Here is a 23,457-nt window from a genome sequence, read left to right as displayed (position 1 = left end):
CCTCTTAAAACTCCCGGTGCACACCTCGTGCCCCGAGCCCGTCGTCTGTTCTCCACCGACGCGGTGCACCCACTCTTTCACAGCAGAGGGGTCAGGAGCGAGTCAAACACCGAAAATCATCCGCGGAGATGAAGTTGTCAGTGGGTGCTGGTTGCATGGGGGACGTGAAGTTCCACTCCTCCGGAGGCTGGCGACTGGTCCGGCGCCTGCCCGCCCCCACCCCCGAGCCGACGCCGTCGCAACTGGCCGCCGCCCGTCCCGGCGACGGCGTGCGGGTGGTCGTCGGCGGGCCGGGCACGGGCAAGACGACGGCCCTGATCGAGTCGGTCGTCACCAGGCTCCGGCAGGGTGCCTCGCTGGAGCGGCTGGCAGTCCTGGCGTCATCCAGGGCGGACGCGCAGCGGCTGCGCCGGGAGATCCTGCGCCGCACCGGCGGGGCCCAGGTCTCGGCACGGGTCACCACCGTCCACGGACTGGCGCTGGGCTGGCTGCAGGAACTCGGGGACCCCGACGTCACTTGGCGCCTCCTGCGGGCCCCGGAGCAGGAACTGCGGATCCGCGAGCTCCTGGCCGAGCTGGGCCCGGGATTCTGGCCGGAGGAACTGCTGCAGGCCGTACCCACCAGGGCGTTCGCCCGCCAGGTGCGCGAGGTCCTCGCCAGGGCTCGCCACCTGTCGATGGACCCCGAGGACGTCGCGCGTGTGGCGGCGGCGAGCGGCGACGTGTTGTTCTCCCGGGTGGCCGAGTTCTTCGAGCAGTACCTGACCATCAGCGACTTCGACGGCTCGCTCGACTATGCGGAGCTCGTCTACCGTGCGCGCCTCCTGCTGGGGGACCGGGCGGCCGCCCGCAGCATCGCCTCGCGGATGGAGGCGATCGTCGTCGACGACGTGCAGGCGCTGGACGCCGCCCAGCTGGCGTTGCTGCTCGACTGCGCCGCCGCAGGCGTGCCACTGCACGCGTTCGGCGACCCGCAGCAGCGCATCCACGGCTTCCGGGGGGCCACGGCGGACGTCGTCCCCAAGCTGCTCGCGGCCCCGGGTGCCGAACTCGTCCAACTGACCGAGGGCTTCCGCAACTCCCCGGCACTCGCCGCCGCCCTGGACACGGTTCGCCGCCGGCTGTCGCCACTCGGTGCGGCACCCTCGCCGTCCCCGGCCGACGGCGCCGAGGGCCGGGTGACTTCCCGGGTCTACGACGACGAGGGCGCCGAACAGGCGCACGTGGCCCAGCAACTGCGCCAAGCGGTGCTTTCCGACGGCCTTGCCTGGTCGGAACTGGCCGTCGTGGTGAGGGCGGGCCGGGCGCAACTGGGCCCGCTCGCGCGTGAGTTGAGCCGCTACGGCGTGCCCGTCGAGGTGGCCGGCGACGAGATCCCGTTGGCCGGCCAGTTGGCCGTGCAGGTCCTGTTGCTGGCGCTGGCTGTGGCGGCGCGAGGTGGCGGTCCGGACCCGGACGAGACCGGGCGCCTGTTCACCTCGCCCCTGAGCGGGCTCGACAGCATCGGGCAGCGCCGGCTGGGACGTCGACTGCTCGAAGCCCACGCGGGCCTGGGCAACTCGGTCCAGCTGCTGGGGCGCTGCCTGGTCGAGCCGGAGCTCCTGCAGGGCATCGAGGGTCCGGAGGCGGAGCAGGCGGCGAGGCTGTCGGGGCTCCTCCACAGTGCCGCCACGACACTGGCCGACGGCGGGAACGTCCAGGAGGCGCTGTGGCGGGTCTGGGAGGCCACCGAGTGGCCGGAGCGACTCCGTGAGGCCGCCCTGGCCGGGTCCCGCCGTGCCAACCATGACCTCGACGCCATCGTGGAACTGTTCGAACTCGCCTCACGGCGCGAGGACCTCGTCGGCCCCTCGGGAGCCCGCACGTTCATCACCGAGGTCTCGGGCCAGGAGATCCCTGCCGACACCGGACGCGAGCTCGAACTCGTGGGAAGGGGCGTGCGGTTGCTGACGGCCCACCGAGCGGCCAGCGGCCAGTGGCGCCGGGTGTGGGTGCTGGGCGTGCAGGAGGGCCGCTGGCCCCAACTGAACCGCCGTGGCCTGCTGCTGGACCCGGATCGACTCGCCCCGGACCACCTGGATGCCGTGAGTCCCGCGACGGTGCTGGGGGACGAGCGTCGCCTCTTCCACGTGGCGTGCGCCCGGGCGGAGGAGGAACTGCACGTCTCGGCCTCGCAGGGCGTCGAGGGAGAGGCCGGGCGGCCCTCGAGGTTCCTGGACGAGCTGGGGGTGGTCACCGAGCGTGTCCACGGCCAGCCCGAGCAGAGGCTGACGGCGGCCGCGTTGGTTGCAGAGCTGCGGACGGTCGCGAGTGATCCCGGCACCACCGAGGGCATGCGGCGGGCTGCCGCCCTGCGGCTCGCCAGACTTGCAGAGGTCACCGACGCGGACGGTCACCGTCCCTTCCGCGCCGCGGACCCCGCCACCTGGTGGGGTGTCCTGGAGGACTCCTCCGGCGCACCCGAAGTCCCTGGGGTGATCAGAATCACTGGTTCTCAGCTGGAGACACTTCTCACCTGTCCGCGCCGGTGGTTCCTGTCGAGGCGGGTGGGCGCCGAAGCCGGGCGGCAGTCCCGCGCCTCCGTCGGCGACGTCGTCCACCTGCTGGCGGAGCGGGCCGTGACCGATGGCCTCGACGCGGCGGCGCTCAAGGAGCAACTGGCCCAGGTCTGGGACCGCATCCCCTTCGAGGCCGAGTGGCTCTCGGTCTCGGAACGCGCCGAGATCGAGGCAGCCGTCGAACGGTTCGCAAACTGGAACGACGCCTCACGGGAGCAGGTCCTGGCGGTGGAGGCGCCGTTCAGCGTCCGCCTCGAGGTCTCCGGTAGGACCGTCGAACTCACCGGCACGGTGGACCGCCTCCAGTTGGCCGACGGGCGGCTCAGGGTGCTGGACCTCAAGACGGGGCGCAAGCTCCTCAGGGCCCGCGACGTCGTCGACCACCCGCAGCTGGGGGTCTACCAACTTGCCGCCAGCCTGGGTGCCTTCGAGGAGTACGCCCCCGGCGTGCGCTGTGTGGCGCCACCGGCCCTCCTCATGCTGAGGCACGGTGACCAGTGGCCCGAGCTCGTGGAGCAGCCCTCCATCGACGAGAAGCCCCTGCTCGACGACGAGGACCCTGCGGACCATCCCACCTGGGTGCATGCGCGGCTCGCGCAGGCCGTCGAGACCATCGTGTCGGAGCGGTTCCCGGCGACGGAGTGCCAGGCGTGCGCCTACTGCCCGTTCGCGGACTCCTGCCCGGCACTCCACCCGAGTGGCAAGGAGGTGGGAGCATGAGCCCCACTTTGGAGAACCCGCAGGACCTCTGCGAGGCCATCGGGGTGCCGTTCTCCGAGGAACAGCTGCGAGCCATCACGGCCCCGTTGTCGCCGGCGGTGATCATCGCCGGTGCCGGCACCGGCAAGACCACGGTCATGGCCGCCCGCGTGGTGTGGCTCGTCGGAACCGGGCAGGTGCGCCCCGAGCAGGTGCTGGGTCTCACCTTCACCCGCAAGGCCGCCCAGGAGTTGGCCGGGCGCGTTGCCGACGCCCTCGCGGCCGCCGGCGTGCTCAGCGGCGACGACTCGGAGGGGGCCGAGGTGATCCAGACCTACGACTCGTTCGCCGCCAGGCTGGTGGCGGAGTTCGGGCTCCGGCTGGGTCTCGACCAGGATCCGGTCATGCTCACCGGCGCGTCCCGGTTCCGGCTCGCTGCCCGTGCAGTCGCGGCAGCCACCGGACCGTTCCGGAGCATCAGTCGCCTGTCCCACCTGAGCATCCCGGAGCGGGTCCTGGACCTGGATGCGCAACTGCAGAGCCACCTGGTGGACCCCGAACAAGTGGTCGAGCTGACTCGCCGGGCACGGCAGGGCTTCGAACAGGCCCCGCTGTACCGCGGCAACCGCATGAAGGACGTCGCGGCTGCGCTCGCGGCCCTCGACGAGCGGCTGGAACTGCTGCAACTCGTTGCGGACTACCAGGAGCTCAAGATGAGCCTCGGGCTGGTCGAGTACGCGGACCAACTGCGTCGCGCAGTCCAGCTGGCGACTACCGTCCCGGAGGTGGCAGCCACCCTGCGCCGCCGGTTCCGAGTGGTGCTGCTCGACGAGTACCAGGACACCTCGGCCGCGCAGGCCGTGCTGCTGCGGGCCCTGTTCGGTGACGGCTTCCCCGTGACCGCGGTCGGCGACCCCCACCAGGCCATCTACGGGTGGCGGGGGGCGGCCGCGAACAACATCATCGATTTCCCGCGCCTGTTCCCGCTGCCGGACGGGTCCGACTCGCCGCGGCTGACGCTGCGCACCAACCGGCGCAGCGGGCAGCGGATCCTCGACGTCGGCAACCGACTGGCGCGCGACCTCACCGGCGTCGCGGGTGCCGACGGGGTGCAGCTGGTCGCGCCGGAGGGCACCCCGGCGGGGCGGGTGGACGCGGCGCGCTTCGACACCCTCGCCGAGGAGCTCGACTCTCTGGCGGAACGCATCATCGCCGAGCACGAGTCCGGTACGCCCTGGCCGGACATCGCGGTCCTGGTGCGCCGCAACGCCACCCTCGCGCAGGTCTACGAAGTGCTGAGGGACCGCGACGTGCCCACCGAGATCGTCGGCCTGGGAGGCCTCCTGCACCTGCCGGAGGTGGTCCCCGTGGTGGCGACGCTGCGGATCCTCGACGACGTCTCAGCCAATCCCGCCGTCGCCACCCTCCTGACCAGTCCCCGCTGGCGGATCGGGCTGCGCGACCTCGAGGTGTTGGGGCGGCGCGCACGGGAGCTGGCGGGGGAGCGGGGCACGCCCAATGAGGTCTCCGGGCTGTCCGAGCTGCTGGCCGACACCGTCACCGACGCGGACCCGGGAGAGGTGGTGTCCCTACTCGACGCGGTGGCCGACCCCGGCGAGGCAAGGCTGAGCGAGGAGGGGCGTGCTCGGCTGGCGCAGTTCTCCGCGGAGCTGGCAGACCTGCGTCGGCACGTCGCCGAGCCGGTCGTCGACCTCGTCAGGCGCGTCATCGGGCGCCTCGGACTCGAGGTGGAGCTCCTGTCCCGCCCGGGCGGCGACTCCTCGCAGCTGTCGAGGTTCCTCGCCGCCGTCAGCGATTACGTGGACGTCGACGGCGACGGCAGCCTCGGCGGCTTCCTCGCCTACCTCGATGCGGAGGACAGGCACGGCGTCGGCCTCGAACAGGCGGTGCCGAGCGACGCCGACTCCGTGAAGCTCCTGACCATGCACCGCGCGAAGGGGCTCGAGTGGCACACGGTGTTCGTGCCCGCGCTCGCGGACAAGACCTTCCCGTCCCAGGACCGCGGCGGGATCTGGCCCACCAGGGCGCAGGCCCTGCCCTCCCCGCTGCGCGGGGACGCGCCCGGGATCCCGCAACTGGGGGAGTACACGAAGAAGGGCATGGACGCCTACAAGGCCGAGACGAGGGCCGAGCACAGGAGGTCGGAGGACCGGCTCGCCTACGTGGCCGCCACCCGCGCCAAGCAACTGCTCGTGGCCAGCGGCCACATCTGGACGCCGGGGCTGAAGCGCCCGCACGAGCTCTCCGACTACTTCGTCGCCATCGCGGAGGCAGCGGGCGTCGACACGCAGGACCTGGACGTGTCGGCGGAGAACCCGGAGCCCCGCAGCGAGGCCGTGGCACCCTGGCCGCCGTCGCCGGACGGCGCAGAACTTGCGGCGCGCCGCGACGCGGCGGCTCACGTGACCCGTGCCGCGGAGCTGCTGGCGGCCGGAGCGAGTCCGCGGGCCCTCGAGGAGTGGGTCTGGGAGTCGGGCACCGCGGAGGCCGGATCGGCGCAGCGGTTGGCGGAGTGGGACGCCGATGCGTCACTGCTGGTGGACCAGCACCGCAGGCGCCGCGCTCGCGACGTCGGAGTCCCGGAGGGCCTGTCCGCGACGGCCCTGATGGCGATGGGCCGGGACCCGGAGGAGTTCGCGGCGAGGCTGCTGCGGCCGATGCCGCGCCACCCCTCGACGGGAGCATCCCTGGGTACGCGGTTCCACGACTGGGTGCAGCGCAGGTTCGCCACCTCTGCGGCCGCCTTCGAGGAACTCGCCGCCGTCCCGCGCGGCGCCGAGCCACCTGGATTCAAGACGCTGGTGGCCGCCTTCGAGGCCGGGCAGTTCGCCCATCGGCAACCCCTCGGCGTCGAGGTCCCGTTCCTGTTGCACTGGGGCGGGCACGTGCTGCGCGGACGCATCGACGCGGTGCATGAGTGGGACGGTGACCGGTTCGACCACCTCGTCATCGACTGGAAGACATCCGATCGCGCCGCGGACCCGCTGCAGCTGGCCGTGTACCGGCAGGCCTGGGCTCGGGCCAGGGGGCTGGATCCGGGCCGGGTAGGGGCAGCGTTCTACCACGTGCGCTCCGATGAGATCGCGTTCGTCGAGGCACCGCCGTCCCTGATCGACGAGGCGCTGGCAACGGCGGGGAGGGCGCCGGGGGGCAGCCAGTCCCCGTAGGCTGGTGGCATGGACGTGCGTGGGAACAGCGAGGCGCCTGTCGGACGCCTCGCTCAGGCTGTACTCGGGCTGTTCGCCGCGCCCCGGATCAACATGCACGAGGACTACCTGCTCGTGCGACGGGCCCAGCGGGCACTGTCCTGGCTCCCCGTCGACCGTTCCCGGATCCTCGACCGCTCGGTGCCCCGCCCCGACGGTTCGGAGATCCCCGTGCGCCTGTTCCACCCCCGGGGCGACGTGCGCCCCGGCGTCCTGCTCTTCTTCCATGGCGGTGGCTGGGTCACCGGGGACGTGGACACCTACACCACCACCTGCCTCACGATGGCGGACCAGACCGGACGCCTCGTGTGTTCCGTCGACTACCGGCTCGCACCCGAACACCCTTTCCCCGCCGGCCTCGAGGACTGCCTGCGGGTGGCTGAGCACGTGCTGCAACACCCCGAGGTCGTCGACGCGGACGATCCGGCGACGGTGACCCTGGTCGGGGACTCCGCGGGCGGCAACCTGGCTGCCTGCGTGTCCCTGGCGCTGCGGGAGCGGGGCGGCGCACTCCCGGGCGCGCAGATCCTCCTGTACCCGGTGACGCAGTGGGACCACGACCCGGCCACCTCACCGTTCCCCTCGGTGGCGGACTACGGAACGGGCCTGCGGCTGACCGCGCAGGAGGTGGCCGACTACCTGGAGATGTACCAGCCCGACCCGGGCCAGCGGGACTCACCACTGGTCTCCCCGCTGGCCGCCGAGGACCTGTCGGGACAGCCGCCCACCCTCGTGGTCACTGCGGAGTTCGACCTCCTGCGCGACGAGGGGGAGGCGTTCGGACGTGCCCTGCGCGCCGCGGGCACGCCGACCCGGGTGGAGCGGGTCGACGGTGCCCTGCACGGGTTCATCGCCCTGCCCAGGTTCCTCCGGCCCGCGAGCGCCTACGAGTACATCAACGACTTCCTGGACGGCGACCTCGTCGACAGCCGCAGCCTCCCGGAGAAGGCGGGGACCGGGGGCGGGCGATGACGGGTCCGAAGGCTGCGCGCGACTCGCACAGGACCTGGGTCCGGCTGGACAACGCCGCGAACATCTTTCTCGCCGCCCGCAACGAGGCCGACACCAAGGTGTTCAGGCTGGCGGCCGACCTCGACGATCCAATCGTGCCCGAGGTGCTGCAACGGGCGCTCGACCACGTGTACGCGCGCTACCCACTGTTCAGTGCCGTGCTCCGCCACGGCATCTTCTGGTACTACCTGCAGCAGTCCCCGCTTCAGCCACGGGTGGGGGAGGACGTCCAGCCGTCGGTGACGCACATCTACCGCAGCGACAGCCGCGAGCTCCTGTTCCGCGTCCTGTACCGGGGCAGGCGGATCTCGCTCGAGGTGTTCCATGCACTGACCGACGGCACCGGTGCCCTGTGGTTCCTGGAGGACCTGCTGACCGCCTACGTCGCCCTCCGGTACCCGGAAGCGGGCGGGGACCGACCCGCTGACGACGCCGGGGCCGTGAAGCAGGAATTCACGGTCGACGCGTTCACGCACTGGTTCCGGTCCCGCAAGGGGAGGGTCTCCTTCGCGGACCAGGCCGCCGCCGCCGTCGAGACCGCCGGGCTGCCCGACGAACCGTCGGCCGAGGCCACCGACGCCCCCCGGCGCCGGCCGACGCCGGGCCGACGCGTGGTCAGTGTCCAGGGGGAGCCGACGCCCGACCTGCGCAGCCGGGTCGTGGAGTTGTCCTTGCCGGTCGGTCCCGTGCTGGGGCTGGCCCGTGCGGAGGGGGTGTCCATGACGGTCCTGCTCGCGGCGCTGTTCTTCGCCTCGGTCCGCGAGGTCCGGGAGCCGCGACGTCGCGAGGACACCATGACCGTCTCGGTCCCCGTGAACCTGAGGCAGTTCTTCCCGACGTCGTCCGGGCGCAACTTCTTCGCCACCACGCGGCTCGAACACACCTTCGGCGGCGATGGCATGACGTCGCTGGGTGCCGTGTGCCAGGACCTGGCCGAGCAGTTCGCACGACAGCTCACCCGTGAGGGGCTGACGGAGAAGATGCACAGGCTGGTGGCGTTCGAGCGCCACCCCGTGCTGCGCTTCTTCCCGCGGCCGCTGAAGGACCGGGTCCTCGCAGTCGTGAACTGGCTGAACAACCGCGGCCTCACGCTGGCGATGTCCAACCTCGGAAGGGTGGCCCTGCCCGGCCCCACCTCCGAGCACGTCCGCGGCCTGTTCTTCCACGTCTCGGCCGCCCGTCCCCAGCTGTGCGCCATCACCTACGGCGAGCGGCTGACGATCACACTCACCAGCCCCTTCGTCGAGACCGACTACCACGCGGCGTTCGTGCGCCACCTGCGCAGCCACGGCATCCCGGTCCAGGTCGACGCCACCCGGGTGACCGAGGCCGAGATCTCGGCGGGGGGAGCCCCGGCATGACGGCGACGAAGCACTGCCCCGGATGCGGCTCGACCGTGCTGGGCAGGTGGCGCAGCTGCCCGCTCTGCCATGGTCCCCTCGAGGGGGTCCTCCAGGCGGCCGACGAACCCGAGACCTACCCGGCACCGCCCCTGCGCTTCGACCGCCGGCAGCTGCGCAAGGTGCTGCTGGTGTTCTCGGCACTGGCGGTGGCCGCCTCGTTCGCCGCGCAGGTCCTGGTGCCGGACCTCATGGCGCCGGTTCGAACCGTCTGGCTCTCGATCGCGACGCTGTGGCTGGTGGTGCTCGCCGTGGCCCGCCGACGCCGACACTTCACGGGCCTGGTCCTGTGGCTGGTGGTGCTGCTCTCGGGTGCAGCGGTCGCCTGGGAGTTGGTGACCGACGGCCCCCCTTGGGCGGTTACCTGGGCGTTGCCGGCGATCTGCACCTCCGCGAACCTGGCGCTCGGGTTGGCCGGGTGGGTCGTCAGGCTCGACCCGCTCGAGCACATCAGCAAGGGCCTGCTCGTGGTGCTCCTCGGGCTGGTGCCGGGAATCTTCGTCCTGACGGGGTGGGTGAGTGTGATCACACCCTCGCTGGTATGCGTCGGCATCAGCGTCGTGATGCTTGCAGCCATCCTCGTGCTGCGGCATCGGGTGCTGTGGCAGGCGCTGCAACGTCGACTGCACGTGTGAGAGTGCCCCGGGCGGCGCGGTAGCGTCGGGGACGCATGGCGGGACCAACTGGCCCGCAGGAGGAGGCAGGAATGTGAACCACTGGGCGAGGCGCTCGCACCTGGACCGGCTCGAGGCGGCCCGCACACCGGGCAAGCTCGCCGACCTCTGGCGGGAGGCGCTGGTGCTGGAGGTCGACGAGCAGGGCAGGTTCGCGGCCGAGGACGGGCGCCCGCTCCCGATGGCTGATCCGGGCGCGATGCTCGAGGGCGACGTGCTGCTGGGACGCCACGGCGGAAGGGTCTGGTTCGCTCGGGCGGGCAAGGTCACCTCCGGCATCCCGACACCGTGGCGTGCAAGTCATCCGGACCACTGGGACCTCGTCGCCGCAGCGGTCGCGCTGGTGCACTGGCACGGGACCCGGCCACTGTGCGAGGCTTGCGCGACGCCCACGGTGCCGGAACCGGGAGCGGCCAGGCGCCGTTGCCCGGCGTGCGGCCTGCTGGCGTTCGTCCGCCACGACCCGGCGGTCATCGTCGCCATCACCGATCCCGACGACAGGCTCCTGCTCGGCAGGCAGGCCACGTGGCCGCAGGGACGGTTCTCGGTCATCGCCGGCTTCGTCGAGCCGGGGGAGTCCCTCGAGCAGGCGGTATGGCGGGAGGTGGCTGAGGAGGTCGGCGTGGAACTGGACGCGGTCAGCTACGTGTCGTCCCAGCCCTGGCCGGTGCCCAGGTCCCTGATGCTGGGGTTCGCGGCCTCAGCACCCGACGACCGGCTCGCGGTGGACGGCGTCGAGATCGTCGAGGCGCGGTACTGGAGTCGCGAGGAGTTGCAGGTGGCCGTCGCGCGGGCGGAACTGACCCTGCCCGGCGGCGTCTCGATCGCACGCCACCTGATCGACTCGTGGGCGGCCGGGAGGCTGCCGCGACCCGGGGCATGACGAGGGCCCGGGAGGTGCTCCCGGGCCCGTCATGTTCAACCAGTGCGGGTCAGGCCCGCAGCTTGCTCGTCTCGTCCTGGATTCGAGCCGCAACCTGATCGAGCTTCTCACGATGTGCCGCGGCGTGGTGCGCGCAGAACATGAGCTCTCCGCCACTGGGGAGGATCACTCTGAGGTAGGCCTGAGCGCCGCACCGGTCACAGCGGTCCGTGGCGGTCAGGGCGGGGTCAACAGCAGTTTCGGTCATCTCGCCTCGCTCTCAAGTTGCTTCTGTCACGTACCAACGTACCGGGTCGCCGGAATGTTCCCGGGGCGTAACGACAAAGTTGTCATTACGCGCGGTAGCCTGACGGGGTGCAGTCCCCGAAGAACGTCCCACACACCAACCGCGACTACGAGGCCAAGAACCTCCTGGTGCTCGAAGGCCTGGAGGCGGTGCGCAAGCGTCCCGCCATGTACATCGGCTCCACGGACACCCGGGGGCTGATGCACTGCCTCTGGGAGATCATCGACAACTCCGTCGACGAGGCGCTGTCCGGGTTCGGCGAGACCATCGAGATCACGTTGGGTCAGGACGGCTCCGTGACGGTGGTCGACGAGGCCCGCGGCATCCCGGTGGACAAGGAGCCCCGCACGGGTCTCAGCGGCGTCGAGGTGGTCTACACCAAGCTCCACGCCGGTGGAAAGTTCGGCAACTCCTCGTACAACGCCACTGGCGGCCTCCACGGGGTAGGCGCGTCCGTGGTCAACGCGCTCAGCTCCCGGCTGGACGTCGAGGTGGACAGGAACGGTGCCACCTGGGCCATGAGCTTCCGCAGGGGCGTCCCCGGGGTCTTCGACGGCGACGGCCCCGAAGCGCCCTTCACCCCGCAGGGCGGCCTGCGCAAGATGGGGAAGGTGGCGAAGGGCAAGACCGGCACCCGGGTCCGGTACTGGACGGACCAGCAGATCTTCCTCAAGGACGCCCAGCTGTCCCTCCAGCACCTGCTGGACCGTGCCCGCCAGACCTCCTTCCTGGTCCCCGGCCTCAAGATCGTCGTCAACGACAACCGCACCGCCGAACGCACCTCCGAGGAGTTCCAGCACGTCGGCGGCATCACCGAGTTCGCGGACTACCTGGCCCCCGACGCACCCCTCACGGAGGTGCTTCGCCTCCAGGGCCGGGACAAGTTCACCGAGACCGTGCCGATGCTGGACGCCTCCGGCTCGATGACCGCCACCGACGTGGAGCGCGACCTCGAGGTCGACATCGCCGTGCGGTGGGGCACCAGCTACGACACGGTGCTGAAGTCCTTCGTGAACATCATCTCCACACCGAAGGGCGGAACCCATGTCTCCGGTTTCGAGCGGGGCCTGCTGAAGGCGTTCACCAAGTCGCTCGAGGGCACCAGAGGCATCCTCAAGAACGGCGACGAAATCATCCGCGATGACTGCCTCGAGGGCCTGACCACCGTCATCACGGTGCGGCTCGCCGAGCCGCAGTTCGAGGGCCAGACCAAGGAGGTGCTCGGCACACCGCCGGTGCAGCGTCTCGTGGCAAAGGTCGTGGAAGAGGAGCTCGGGGCCTGGCTCACCAGTTCGAAGGCGGCCGTCAAGCCCATCGCGCGGACCCTGATGGAGAAGGTCGTGGCCGCCGGCCGCACCCGGATGCAGGCCCGGGCCCACAAGGAGAACCAGCGCCGCAAGAACGCGCTGGAGTCCTCGACCCTGCCCGCGAAGCTGAAGGACTGCCGCTCCGCCGACGGCGAACGCAGCGAATTGTTCATCGTGGAGGGCGACTCCGCTCTCGGCACCGCCAACGTGGCGCGCAATTCCGAGTTCCAGGCCCTCCTGCCCATCCGGGGCAAGATCCTCAACGTGCAGCGCGCGTCGGTGGGTGACATGCTCAAGAACGCCGAGTGCGCCAGCATCATCCAGGTCCTCGGCGCCGGGTCCGGCCGCAGCTTCGACCTGGACAACGCCCGCTACGGCAAGGTCATCTTCATGGCGGACGCCGACTCCGACGGCGCCCACATCCGCTGCCTGCTCGCCACCCTGTTCTTCCGGTACATGCGGCCGTTGGTGGAGGCCGGCCGGGTGTTCTCCGCGGTTCCGCCGCTCCACCGGTTCGAGCTGATCAACCCCAAGCGTGGGATGGAGAAGTACCTCTACACCTACAGCGACGCCGAGTACCAGCGCAAGGCCGCCGAACTCACCAAGAAGGGCGTCAACTTCAAGGAACCCCAGCGCTACAAGGGGCTCGGCGAGATGGATGCGCACCAGTTGGCGGAGACCACGATGGACCCGCGCCACCGCATGCTGCGGCGGCTCACCGTCGACGACGCCGCGGAGGCCGAGGCCGTGTTCGAGATGCTGATGGGCAACGACGTCGCACCCCGCAAGGAGTTCATCGTCCGCGGCGCCTACACGCTGGAGTCCGATCGGATCGACGTCTGAGCCGCGCCGTGGAGCCAGACCGCACGCCCGTGGACCAGTGGTTCTTCCACAGGGGCCTCACAGCGCTCGTGGACGACACCTCCGTCAAGCGGGAGGCGAGCCTGAGGGCGTTGCCCTTCCTGCTGGTCTGGTTCGTCCTCGTGATGGTCGCCATGGTGCCGGTGATCACCGGGCACGCCTTCATCTCGGCGGCCATCGGCCTGGTGGCGATCCTGGCCACGTGGGTGGGCGCGAACCGGTGGCGCGGCCGCCGTCTGTTGGCCCCGGTGGCCAGGTTCGGTTGGCCCGAAGGAGTGGTGTTCACCCTCGCCCCGACCCTGACGGCGCTGGTCGCGCCGCACACGGGCTGGCGGTTCAGCGACCTCGCGATCAGCTCCATGGAGAGCCGGCTGGGGACCGCGGCGGGGGTGACGGTGCTGCAGGCGCTGGTGCTCGGGATCGCGCTGCTCCTGGTGGAGTTCGGGGTGGTTTCCCTGTTCCTGTTCCTCGGGCGCGAGGTGGTGGCGGCGATCCTCGCGGCCAGCGGCTCGCTCGCACGCAGCCTGCCGATCCTGCTCGGCGTCGTGACGTTCTTCTTCTTCACAGGTGAGATGTGGCAGGCCGTCGCGACGTTGACGCTGTGGCCGTTCCTCGGCCTGATGGCGCTGTTCGTGGCGCTCTCGCTCAGCTTCCTGTCGACCCGGAGCAACTCCAGGGTGCCGGAACTGGCCAGGTTCGAGACCGCCGACGACCTCGCCGATGCGCTCGTCGGCACCCCGCTGGAGGGCCACGGCCACCTCGTCGCGTCGCCGTCACGGACCCCGCTTGGCCTGCAGCAACGACTCTCGCTGCGTTTGATCGCCACGCTCTCGCGGCTGGTGGTGGCCACGATCGTCGGTGGCAGCGTCTTCGTGTTCTTCGTGCTGTTGGGAGTCCTCACGGTCAACGGCGCGCTCGTGGAGGTTTGGACGGGGGCGCCGGCGACGGTGGTGGTGGAGGTGGCCTCGTCGGTGCGAACCTACGACATCACACTGGAAACGCTGCGTGTATCCGGGTTCCTCGCCGTGTTCTCCGCGTTCTACTTCGCCGTGGTCTCGGCAACGGACCCGGCACTGCGGCAGGGCGTGCGCGACACGGTCGAGGAGACGATCCGGCAGGCCTGCGCCTGCCGGCTGGTGGTCCTCGCCGAGGACGCCGCGCGTTCCGCCGGCATCAAGGAAGCAGCCAGCTGAGCAAAGGCGTGGCCATCAGGCCGGAGAGCGCGCACAGCAGTGCCAGAAGCCCGATGCTCCACCAGACGATGCGCCGCAGGATCACCGACTCCGCGCCGGGCAGCGAGATGGCCGTCGCAGCGATGGCCAGCGACTGGGGAGAGATCATCTTGCCCACGACCCCGCCGGTGGCGCCCGCTCCGACCAGCAGTGCCCGCATGCCGTCGGTCCCCAGGTGGCTGCCGGGACCGATCTCGTACCCGACGCTGGACTGCAACCCGGAGAACAGGATGTTGGCGGAGGTGTCGGAGCCCGTGACGCACGTCCCGATCCAGCCGAGAACAGGGGCGAGTGCCGCGTACCAGATGCCGGCGCCGGCGACGAGCATGCCCAGCGCGAGGGTCTGGCCGGAGTCGCCCATCACGAATGCGAGGGCGACCACGAAGCCGATCGTGAGCGCCGCGAAGCGCATCCGCTTCAGCTGGGCCCAGAGCACGCCGAAGATCTCACCCAGCGCCATTCGGTACACCAGCCCGGTGGCGACTGCCACGATTGACAGCTTCCGCGTCTCCGGGATCCACCGGCCCAGCCGATGCAGCCTCGAGATCCGGGTCGAGGGGATGCGCCACCCGAATCGTGGCGGCGGCCGCCCCGCTCGGGCGCCAGAGCCGCAGGAACGCGATGGCGATGGCCACGCTGATGACGGATGCGAACATCTCGGTCAGGTGGAACAACGAGGTGGCCGAGACGATCCACTTGGTGATCGCGAACGTGGCCCCCACCACCAGGCCCACGGGCCAGCACTCCCGGATGCCCTTGCGTCCGTCCATCACCGCGAGCAGCAAGAAGGGCACCACCAGGCACAGGATCGCGGTGAGCCGGCCGGCGATCGGGGAAACGGCCAGTGGGTCGTCGAAGCCGCCGACGCGGGCCGCCATCAGGATGGGCAGCCCCACGACGCCGAAGGCGACCGGCACGGTGTTGGCGAGCAGGGCCACCAGTGCTGAGCGCAGCGCCGAGTGACCCACCGCCACCAGCATTGCCGCGGTGATGGCGACGGGTGCGCCGTAGCCCGCCAGCGCCTCGAGCAGGCCTCCGAAGCAGAACGCGACCAGCAGCCCGACGACGCTTGGATCGTCACTGACCAGGAAGAAGGTGCGGCGCAGGTCGTCGAAACGTCCTGACGTCACCGTCACCTCGTACATCCAGATGGCAGACAGCAGGATGAACACGATGGGGAAGATGCCGTACGCGAAGCCGTGGGCACTGGTGGCCATGGTCATGTGCAGCGGCATTCCGAACCCGGCAACCGCGACGGCTGCGGCGACGAGCCACGAGAACACTGCGGCGACATGGGCCTTCCAGCGCAGGGCGCCCAGGGTCACCAGCATCGCGGCGATGGGCAGCGCCCAGCAGGGCAGACAGCCACTGCGCACCCATGGGGTCGGAGTCGGGTGCGAATACCTCCAGTGGGGTCATCGAGCAGCGATCAGATGATCTGTTCGAGGAGGCCGGTGTCCACGTCGTACATGAATCCACCGACCTCGGCGCGGTCCTTGACCAGGGGGTGGTTGGCGATCATCTCGTGATCGCGGCGCAGCCTGGCCAACTGGTCGGGTGACGCGCCGAAGTTCAGCCATGTCGTGTCCAGGCCGTTGCGCTCGGAGATCACCTGGCGGATATCAGCGTCCGTGCCCGAGGCCATCGCGCACTTGGTGTGGGGGACGATCAGGATGCGATTGACGTTCAGGAGTTGGACACCGAGCAGGACGCCCGTGAGGGTGGTGCTTGAGACAGCGCCGCCGGGGGTTCGCAGGATCTTCGCGTCGCCGTGGCCGAGGCCGATCATGTCGAGCGGGTCGATCCGCGAGTCCATGCACGTGATCATCAGGACACCGGCGCGCGCGATGCCGTCGAAGCCTCCGTGAGGGAAGTCCTCGGCGTAGGTCTGGTTGGCGGCCAACAGGTCGTCAAAGCTCATGTTTCACTCTCCTTCGCTGGGCGATGCTACTCCTGGGCCGACCCCGGCCCGAACCTGGACCGTCCGTTGGTCACCCCTCCTGCGCAGGGGCGCCGGTGTGCCTTCCCGCGAGTGCGGTGACGGGTTGCGGCACCGCGACACCCGAGCCGTCCCTGCGTCCGGTCGCGGGCGGCAGCTGCACCGGGGAGCCGCTGGCGGCCGTGGCCACGACCGGGGCGCGACCGATCGCGGCCATCAGTAGGGTGTCCTCACCCTTCAGGAAGCGGTGGCAGCGCACGCCACCGGTGGCCCGTCCCTTGGCGGGGTACTCCGACAGTGGCGTCACCTTCGCCGCACCCGGCTCGGTGCCGGGCAGCGCGGTGGAGCTGCCGGAGATGGTGACCACCTCGTCGGCCTCGGGGTCGGCGGTGCCGAACCAAACCACGTGGGCGCCGCTGGAAAGCTTGATGCCGGCGACGCCGCCGCCGGTGCGGCCCTGCGGGCGGACGCCCCAGGCCGAGAACCGCAGCAGCTGCGCGTCGGAGGTGATGAACGCGAGGTCCACGCCCTCTGAGGCCAGCTCCACGGCGCCGACGACCTCGTCGCCGTCGTCGAGGCGGATGACGTCCCAGGAGTCCTTTGACAATTGCTCGGCCCTGACCCGCTTCACCACACCGGACCTGGTGCCGACGGCGAGCCCGAGGGAGTCCGGATCGAGCGTGGTCACGCACAGCGGCCGCTCCCCGGGTTCCAGTGGCCACAGCTCGGCGGCCAGGGACCCACCCTGCAGCGATGGCGCGCTGGCCGTCAGGGGGACGGTGGGCAGCTCGATGGCGCGGGCACGGATCACCCGTCCGAGGTTGGTGATGACGCCGAACTCGCCCTGGGCCGTGGTGCGGCACGCGGAGATGATCACGTCGTGCGCGGAGCGGCCCTCCGTCGGGAGGGGGGTGTCGACGTCGGTGCGGGCCACCAGCCCGGTTCCGGACAGCAGCACCCAGCACGGGTCGTCCGGGACCTCGAGCGGCGCCGCCGAGGCGGTGCTCGCCTTGCCGCTGGAGGCGAGCAGGACGGTTCGGCGAGGGGTCCCGAACTCCTTGGCGACCTCGTCCAACTCCCTGGCCACGAGCCGGCGCAGGACGTCCGGGTCCTCGATGATCTCGCGGAGCCCGGCGATGGTCTCGTTGAGCTCGTCGGCCTCCTTCTCGAGTTCGATGGTGGAGTACTTGGTGAGGCGGCGCAGCTGCATGTCGAGGATGTAGTTCGCCTGCACCTCGTCGAGGTCGAACGCGGCGATCAGGCGACTGCGTGCCTGGCTGGCGTCGTCGGAGGTGCGGATGATGGCGATGACGTCGTCGATGTCGGCGATCGCCGTGATCAGGCCGCGCACCAGGTGGAGCCGGTCCGAGGCCTTCCCCAGCTGGAAGCGGCTGCGCCGCAGCACCACGTCGAGGCGGTGTTCGAGGTAGACCTGCAGCAGCTCCTTCAGGGTGAGCGTGCGGGGCTCGCCCTCGACCAGCGCGACGGCGTTGATGGCGAAGGTGTCCTCGAGCTTGGTCTGCTTGTACAGCTGCTCGAGGAGTGCCTCCGGGTTGATGCCGTTCTTCACCTCGATCACGAGCCGGGTGCCGTGGGCCAGGTCGGTGAGGTCCTTGACGTCGGAGATGCCGCTGAGCTTCTTGTCCTGCACGCCCTTGCGGATCTGCTCGATGACCTTCTCGGGGCCGATCATGTAGGGCAGCTCGGTGACGACGATGCCCATCCGGCGCGGGCTGACCTTCTCGATGCGGGCCGTGGCCCGGATCCGGAACGTGCCACGGCCCGTCTCATAGGCGTCGCGGACCCCGTCGAGGCCGATGATCTTGCCCCCGGCGGGGAAGTCCGGTCCGGGCAGGTAGCGCATCAGCTCGTCGAGCTCGATGTCCGGCTTCTTCAGCAACTGCTTGAGGGCCGCCACCACCTCGATCAGGTTGTGGGGTGCGATGTTGGTGGCCATGCCCACCGCGATGCCGGTGGCGCCGTTGACGAGCAGGTTCGGGAAGGCAGCGGGCAGCACCACGGGCTCGGACTCGCGGCCGTCGTAGTTGGCCTTGAAGTCGACGGTGTCCTCGGCGAGGCCGAGTGTCATAGCGCGGGCGGGGGTGGCCATCCGGCACTCGGTGTAGCGCATGGCAGCGGGCCCGGCGTCGAGGGAGCCGAAGTTGCCGTGGCCGTCGATCAGCGGCAGGCGCATGGCCCAGGGCTGGGCCAGGCGCACGAGAGCGTCGTAGATGGCGGTGTCGCCGTGCGGGTGCAGCACGCCCATCACCTGGCCGACGACGCGGGCGCACTTGACGTGGCCGCGGTCGGGACGCACGCCCATCTCGTCCATCGAGAACAGGATGCGACGCTGGACCGGCTTGAGGCCGTCGCGCGCGTCCGGGAGGGCGCGCGAGTAGATGACGGAGTACGCGTACTCCAGGAAGCTGGTCTGCATCTCCTCCGTGACATCGGTGTCAAGGATGTGCTCGGTGAAGGTGTCGTCCTCGGGCGTCTTGGTCGCCATGTGGCAGGGGTCCCCTTTCAGATGATCGTGCGCAGCTTATCGGCCAGACCGTCGCCATCGGGGGCACGAACCTCCGGGGCCGTGTCGGGGGACCAGTTCTGCTCGTCCCCGGGTGACTCCGTGAGGGTGCCGTGTGCGAGTGCGTGCTCGCCGGGGGTGAGCTGGCGGATTGCCCGCGCGCGGACGTGCTCCGGTTGCAGCGTGGCGAACTCGGCGTAGAGCGCGGGGTCGTGCTGGCCGTCGTCGCCCACCAGCAGCCAGCGGATGTTGGGCAGGTCACGCGCCAGTTCGCGCAGGCACGTCCGCTTGTGGTCCGGACCCTTGCGGAACCATCCCGTGTTGGTGGGGCCCCAGTCCGTGAGCAGCATCGCGCCATCGGGGATGCCGTGCCGGGTGATGAAGCGCCTGACCATCGGGTAGGTGTTCCAGGCGCCGGTCGAGACGAAGATGATGGGCGCACCGGGATGCTGCTCCAGGAGTTGCTGGTACATCCGGGCCATGCCCGGCACCGCCTGCCTGGCCTGCTCGGTCAGCACGAAGGAGTTCCAGGCGGCGATCAGGGGGCGCGGGAGCCACGTCGAGATGATGGTGTCGTCGATGTCGCTGACGATGCCGAAGGTCTCGTCGTTGTCGATGACCTGCACCGGGGCCACCGCCGAGGCGCCGCGGGAGCCCTCGATCTGGATGTTGTGCCAGCCGGGTTCCAGCCCCGGGTTGCGCAGGCGCACGTCGATGTAGCCGCTCCGGTCCGAGGAAACCTCCGCCCGCTGTTCGCCGATGACGACCGTGATGGGGGAGTCCACCAGGGCGGCGTTGATGAAGTTGCGCCAGCCCCGTCGGTTGATCAGTTCGGTGGCCGCCTGGACGATGCCGAGTTGGCTCGGAGGGCGCAGTACCACCCGGCCGAGGACCCGGATCTGGTCCTGGTTCCCGAACCCGGTGTAGGCCACGACCGACTCCTGCCAGCCCAGGCGCAGCAACGCCCGGTTGAGCAGCCGGTTCAGTTTGTCCTCGATGCGGGCGGCGAAGAAGGGGCGGGACTTCATGGACCACAACTTAGCGAAGGCATGGAACAATGGCCGGGTGACCCACTCCAACCAGACCCGAACTCCGCTTCCCGCCGATCTGGTCGCCGAGATCGCGGAGTGTGGTTTCTACCCCCAGTTGGTGTGCGACACGATCGCCGGGGGGCTCGGGGAGGCCGAGGTGCAGGGTCACCTGGTCCACCACGAGGCCACCTTCGCCGGCCACGAGGTGCAGCGGCACATGACCGTGCTGGTGCTCACGGAGACCCAGTTGCTGATCTGTCACACCGACGACGGCGACAACGGGGTTCCCGGGCGTGCGCTGACCACCGCCGAGGTCGTCGCCCTGCGGGCGGTGGACTCCGTGGTGGTGACGCGCTCCATCGCACATCCGGAGGTCTTCCCGGGCAGCGACGCGCAACTGGTCGAGACGTGGCTCACGCTGGTCTGGGGCGCGGCCCGACGCCTGGACATCGGACCGGCCACCTGCGAGGACCCGGACTGCGACGCGGACCACGGCTTCACCGGCATGCAGGTGCCCAACGACCTCACCCTCCGCATGAGCCCTGCCGGCGACGGCGACCACAACACCAGGCGTCTCCTGGAGTTCGGGGCGCTGCTGCAGCGTCGGATCGGCTGATGGTCCCCGAGTTCGTCCTGCCCGACTACGACGGGGCCACGCTCGCGAACCTGCTGCCCAGCATCGAGGCCAGGCTCACCGGCGGGGAACCCGTGATCGACCTGCCGCGGGCCCGCAAGTACGTCATCCTTCTGGTCGACGGTCTGGGTTGGTACCCGCTGGCCGAGCACGCCGACCACGCCGAGCACCTCGCCGCACTGATGCCCTCGGCGCTCACCCTCACCTGCGCCGTCCCCTCCACGACGGCGACCTCGCTCACCAGCCTCGGCTGCGGAGCGGTGCCGGGGCACCACGGCGTCGTCGGCTACACGTTCCTCGACCCCGCCGCGGACCGCGTGCTGAACGCCCTAAGCTGGGACGGCGGCCCCGAGGACGTGGAGGCGTTCACGCTGCGTCCCACCGTCTTCTCGCGCCTCGCGCGTCAGGGCCACCGGAGCGCCGCCGTCAGCCTCACCCGGTTCGCCGACAGTGCGCTCACTCGGATGGCCTTCGGGGGCACCCGGCACCACGGGGTGGAGTTTGAGTCGGACCCGGAGCACTTCACCGACCTGATCGGTGCCGCTCTGCAGGGCAGCGACGTGGTCTACGCCTACGAGCGGTTGCTTGACCACCACGGCCACGGTCACGGTGTCGGGTCCTGGCAGTGGCTGGACGAACTGGCCCGCATCGACGACCTCGTGGTTCACCTCGCCGAGGCCCTTCCCGACGACGTCTGCCTGCTCGTCACGGGAGACCACGGCATGGTCAACGTGCCGCAGGACCGCAAGATCGTCGCCGACGACCACCCCGAGCTCGCCGGCTACCGGCACATCGCAGGCGAGGGCCGATTCCGCCAGTTGTACACCGACGACGCGCCCCGACTCGCCGCGGTCTGGGCCGGGTTCATGGGGGAGCGGGCTGAAGTGGTGCTGCGCGACGACGCCCTCGCTGCAGGCTGGTTCGGCGCTGACCCGGATCCCCTGGCCATGCCACGGATCGGGGACGTCCTGGTGGCCATGCGCGAGGACTGGGCGGTGATGAGCCACAACTTCCCGGGTGAGTTCGGTCTCGTTGGGATGCACGGGTCCCTCACGCCGGCGGAGATGCTGGTGCCACTGTTCGCGATCGGTCCGCGGTGATGCGGATCGCGATCCTGATCGACGACTTCTTCCCGTCGTCGGGCGGCATCTCCCGCTCGGTCCAGACCCAGCTCGAGGAACTGACGGCGCTCGGCCACGAGGTCACCCTGGTGGCGCCCGACCGGCACCTCGAGAAGCCGCGGGTGTGCCGCATCATCGAGTGCCCCACCATCTACGTCGAGGGCCTCCCGGCCCACCTGAGCGTCCTGCACTGCTCCGAGCGCCGGGCCCGGCTGATCAGTGCCCAGGGCCGCTTCGACATCATCCACTCACAGACGGACCGTGGGGCCTTGGTACTTGGTTCTCGGATCGCGCGGTTGCAGGGCGTCCCGCACCTGCACACCTTCCACGCGAACATCGCCGGCACGCACCAGACGGTGCGGTCCTCCATCTTCGGGACGCTGTCGTACCAGGTCCTGATCAACCCCTTCCTGACGCGCGCGAGTCGCAAGTCCCCGCCGCGGTCCCGCCTGCCGCACAAGGACCACGAGACCGGGGGAGTGGCCGCCCGCATGGACTGGGCCTCGTTCGCGGACATCGCCGGCAAGGTCGACGCCTACACCGTGCCATCGCCGTTCATGAAGGACCTGATCACAGAGGCGGCCGACGGCGACCTCAAGGCCTTCGTGGTCCCCACCGGCGTCAACCGCGGGATGCTGGAGGCGATCGGGAAGGCCGAGAGGGAGCGCCGCGACGACGGGGTCGTCAGGTTCCTCTCTGTGGGCCGCCTCGCCAAGGAGAAGCGACTCGACGTGCTGGTCAAGGCCTTCCGCCGGGCCGACCTGCCGGATGCGGAGCTCGTCATCGTCGGCGACGGCGACCAGCGCGACCTCCTGCGATCGCTCGCACGGGGAGCAGACAACATCGACATGCGCGGCCACCTGAGCTCCCTGGACGCGATCGCCTACGAACTCGTCAACGCTGACGTGCTCGCGCTCAGCAGCTTCCGGTTCGACTCGCAGGCGCTGGTGATCGCCGAGGGTGTGGCCGCCGGGTTGCCGGTGCTCCTGTGCGATGACAGGCTGACCGTCGGCCTGTCGGAGGAGTCCTCACTGCTGACCGGACCGGGCTCGGCCGCCCTGGCCGCCGGGATGCGGCGGATGATGGACCCGAAGCTGCGGCACTCCATGTCTGCCGCGGCGTCGCAACTGATGCCGACGCTTACCCCCCGCCGCACGGGGGAGCTCTACGAGGCCGCGTACAGGGAACTGCTGGAGGAAGGGGTGGGACGGCGTGGCTGAACTCGTCTTCCACACGGGACCGATGGACTGTGGCAAGTCGACGCTTGCGCTCCAGTTGAACCACACCCAGTCCACCCACGGGAGGGCCGGGCGGGTGTTCACCAGTCAGGACCGCTCCGGCACCCCCCGGGTCACCTCGCGGATCGGACTGGAGACCGAGGCGATCGAGGTCAACGAGGACTTCGACTTCTGGACCTACGTCATCCGCGAGCTCACCACCGGCCAGCGGGTCGACTACCTGGTGTGCGACGAGGTGCAATTCTACGAGGCCGAGCATGTCGACCAGCTGGCGCGGATCGTGGACGAGTTGCAGCTGGACGTCTACGGCTTCGGCATCCTCGCGGACTTCCGGACCCAGCTGTTCCCGGGCTCCAAGCGCATGGTCGAACTCGCCGACCGCGTGGAGACCCTGCCCATCGGGCCGCTCTGCTGGTGCGGCAAGAAGGGCACCCACAACGCGCGCACCATCGACGGCATCATGGTCACCGAGGGCTCCCAGGTGGTGGTCGGAGACACCGTCGGTGACGCGGAGGTGCGCTACGAGGTGCTGTGCCGGGCCCACCACCGGCGGCGGGTGACCGCCACCCGCGCCAAGGCGACGCTGTCGCCCGACCCGCTGCCCTTCGAGAGCTGAGGTCCCGCGGCGTTTTCCGTCGTCCTGGCGGCAATCGCTCATGTCGCTTCGCATCTCGCCCCTCAGGGCCCGTGACCGTTCCCCACGACGTGAGGGCTGTGCGAGTATCGGCGAGGCCGCACAACAACGTGCTGGCCGCAGTCGAGTCTCTACGAAGAGGTGCAAGGATGCGCTCCCAAACGTCACGTGTCGTGGCGATCATCTCCGCTCTCGCCC

The 23,457-nt window shown here is 70.2% G+C and carries 16 protein-coding genes and 1 pseudogene; 12 read left to right on the top strand and 5 right to left on the bottom strand.

Annotated elements, in window-relative coordinates; genetic code table 11:
• Positions 1-164: 164 nt before the first annotated feature.
• The 6 genes from FOJ82_RS00215 (at position 165) to nudC (ending at position 10,452) form a co-directional block, all read left to right on the top strand.
• A complete protein-coding gene (locus tag FOJ82_RS00215) occupies positions 165-3,278 on the top strand; it encodes an ATP-dependent DNA helicase (protein WP_185975554.1) in 3,114 nt (1,037 codons plus the stop codon).
• The gene (locus FOJ82_RS00210; protein WP_143936467.1) at positions 3,275-6,445 is read left to right on the top strand and encodes an ATP-dependent DNA helicase; all 3,171 of its coding nucleotides are present in this window, start codon (positions 3,275-3,277) and stop codon (positions 6,443-6,445) included. Before FOJ82_RS00215 ends, FOJ82_RS00210 begins: the two co-directional genes overlap by 4 nt.
• Positions 6,446-6,454: 9 nt before the next feature.
• Positions 6,455-7,456: an alpha/beta hydrolase gene (locus tag FOJ82_RS00205; RefSeq protein ID WP_143936466.1), complete on the top strand. Its 1,002-nt coding sequence runs from the start codon at positions 6,455-6,457 to the stop codon at positions 7,454-7,456.
• Positions 7,453-8,856 (top strand): alcohol acetyltransferase, encoded by a 1,404-nt coding sequence (locus FOJ82_RS00200; RefSeq protein ID WP_143936465.1) that lies wholly within the window; start codon positions 7,453-7,455, stop codon positions 8,854-8,856. Before FOJ82_RS00205 ends, FOJ82_RS00200 begins: the two co-directional genes overlap by 4 nt.
• Entirely contained in the window at positions 8,853-9,530 is a 678-nt protein-coding gene (locus FOJ82_RS00195; protein ID WP_143936464.1) for a DUF6320 domain-containing protein, read from the top strand. The genes FOJ82_RS00200 and FOJ82_RS00195 overlap by 4 nt, the downstream gene beginning before the upstream one ends.
• Before the next feature lie 73 nt (positions 9,531-9,603).
• Complete coding sequence (nudC, locus tag FOJ82_RS00190; RefSeq protein WP_221932975.1) at positions 9,604-10,452, top strand: NAD(+) diphosphatase; 849 nt, start codon at positions 9,604-9,606, stop codon at positions 10,450-10,452.
• Positions 10,453-10,501: 49 nt separating this feature from the next.
• Here nudC and FOJ82_RS00185 read toward each other — a convergent pair whose 3' ends face one another.
• Positions 10,502-10,699, bottom strand: a complete 198-nt coding sequence (locus tag FOJ82_RS00185; protein ID WP_143936463.1) for a DUF7455 domain-containing protein — start codon at positions 10,697-10,699, stop codon at positions 10,502-10,504.
• Between the two features lie 107 nt (positions 10,700-10,806).
• Between FOJ82_RS00185 and FOJ82_RS00180 the strand changes: the two genes are divergently transcribed.
• Together FOJ82_RS00180 and FOJ82_RS00175 are read left to right on the top strand one after the other, a co-directional pair.
• Complete coding sequence (locus FOJ82_RS00180; protein ID WP_143936462.1) at positions 10,807-12,888, top strand: DNA gyrase/topoisomerase IV subunit B; 2,082 nt, start codon at positions 10,807-10,809, stop codon at positions 12,886-12,888.
• 8 nt (positions 12,889-12,896) lie between these two features.
• A complete protein-coding gene (locus tag FOJ82_RS00175) occupies positions 12,897-14,099 on the top strand; it encodes a hypothetical protein (RefSeq protein ID WP_143936461.1) in 1,203 nt (400 codons plus the stop codon).
• Here the strand turns inward: FOJ82_RS00175 and FOJ82_RS00170 are convergent.
• The 4 genes and pseudogenes from FOJ82_RS00170 to FOJ82_RS00155 form a co-directional block, all read right to left on the bottom strand.
• Positions 14,080-15,557 (bottom strand): annotated as a pseudogene (locus FOJ82_RS00170) (L-lactate permease). The gene FOJ82_RS00175 and the pseudogene FOJ82_RS00170 sit on opposite strands and share 20 nt — an antisense overlap.
• Before the next feature lie 10 nt (positions 15,558-15,567).
• Positions 15,568-16,059: a beta-class carbonic anhydrase gene (locus FOJ82_RS00165; RefSeq protein ID WP_143936460.1), complete on the bottom strand. Its 492-nt coding sequence runs from the start codon at positions 16,057-16,059 to the stop codon at positions 15,568-15,570.
• 70 nt (positions 16,060-16,129) lie between these two features.
• The gene (locus tag FOJ82_RS00160) at positions 16,130-18,583 is read right to left on the bottom strand and encodes a DNA gyrase/topoisomerase IV subunit A (protein WP_143936459.1); all 2,454 of its coding nucleotides are present in this window, start codon (positions 18,581-18,583) and stop codon (positions 16,130-16,132) included.
• Between the two features lie 17 nt (positions 18,584-18,600).
• Positions 18,601-19,629, bottom strand: a complete 1,029-nt coding sequence (locus FOJ82_RS00155) for an App1 family protein phosphatidate phosphatase (RefSeq protein ID WP_143936458.1) — start codon at positions 19,627-19,629, stop codon at positions 18,601-18,603.
• 37 nt (positions 19,630-19,666) lie between these two features.
• On the opposite strand from FOJ82_RS00155, the gene FOJ82_RS16070 reads away from it, so the two are divergent.
• Genes FOJ82_RS16070 through FOJ82_RS00140 form a run of 4 tightly spaced genes read left to right on the top strand, consistent with a single transcriptional unit; the run spans position 19,667 to position 23,241 of the window.
• The gene (locus FOJ82_RS16070) at positions 19,667-20,248 is read left to right on the top strand and encodes a DUF5998 family protein (RefSeq protein WP_185975553.1); all 582 of its coding nucleotides are present in this window, start codon (positions 19,667-19,669) and stop codon (positions 20,246-20,248) included.
• Positions 20,248-21,366: an alkaline phosphatase family protein gene (locus FOJ82_RS00150; RefSeq protein ID WP_185975552.1), complete on the top strand. Its 1,119-nt coding sequence runs from the start codon at positions 20,248-20,250 to the stop codon at positions 21,364-21,366. The genes FOJ82_RS16070 and FOJ82_RS00150 overlap by 1 nt, the downstream gene beginning before the upstream one ends.
• Positions 21,366-22,607 carry a glycosyltransferase gene (locus tag FOJ82_RS00145; RefSeq protein ID WP_143936456.1) on the top strand — a complete coding sequence of 414 codons (1,242 nt, stop codon included), beginning with the start codon at positions 21,366-21,368 and terminating at the stop codon, positions 22,605-22,607. The genes FOJ82_RS00150 and FOJ82_RS00145 overlap by 1 nt, the downstream gene beginning before the upstream one ends.
• Positions 22,600-23,241 (top strand): thymidine kinase, encoded by a 642-nt coding sequence (locus tag FOJ82_RS00140; RefSeq protein ID WP_143936455.1) that lies wholly within the window; start codon positions 22,600-22,602, stop codon positions 23,239-23,241. The genes FOJ82_RS00145 and FOJ82_RS00140 overlap by 8 nt, the downstream gene beginning before the upstream one ends.
• Positions 23,242-23,457 lie beyond the last annotated feature (216 nt).

Origin of the sequence: Tessaracoccus rhinocerotis (assembly GCF_007197885.1) — a bacterium.
GTDB classification, from domain to species: domain Bacteria; phylum Actinomycetota; class Actinomycetes; order Propionibacteriales; family Propionibacteriaceae; genus Arachnia; species Arachnia rhinocerotis.
This window is presented reverse-complemented; position numbering and strand designations above follow the sequence as displayed.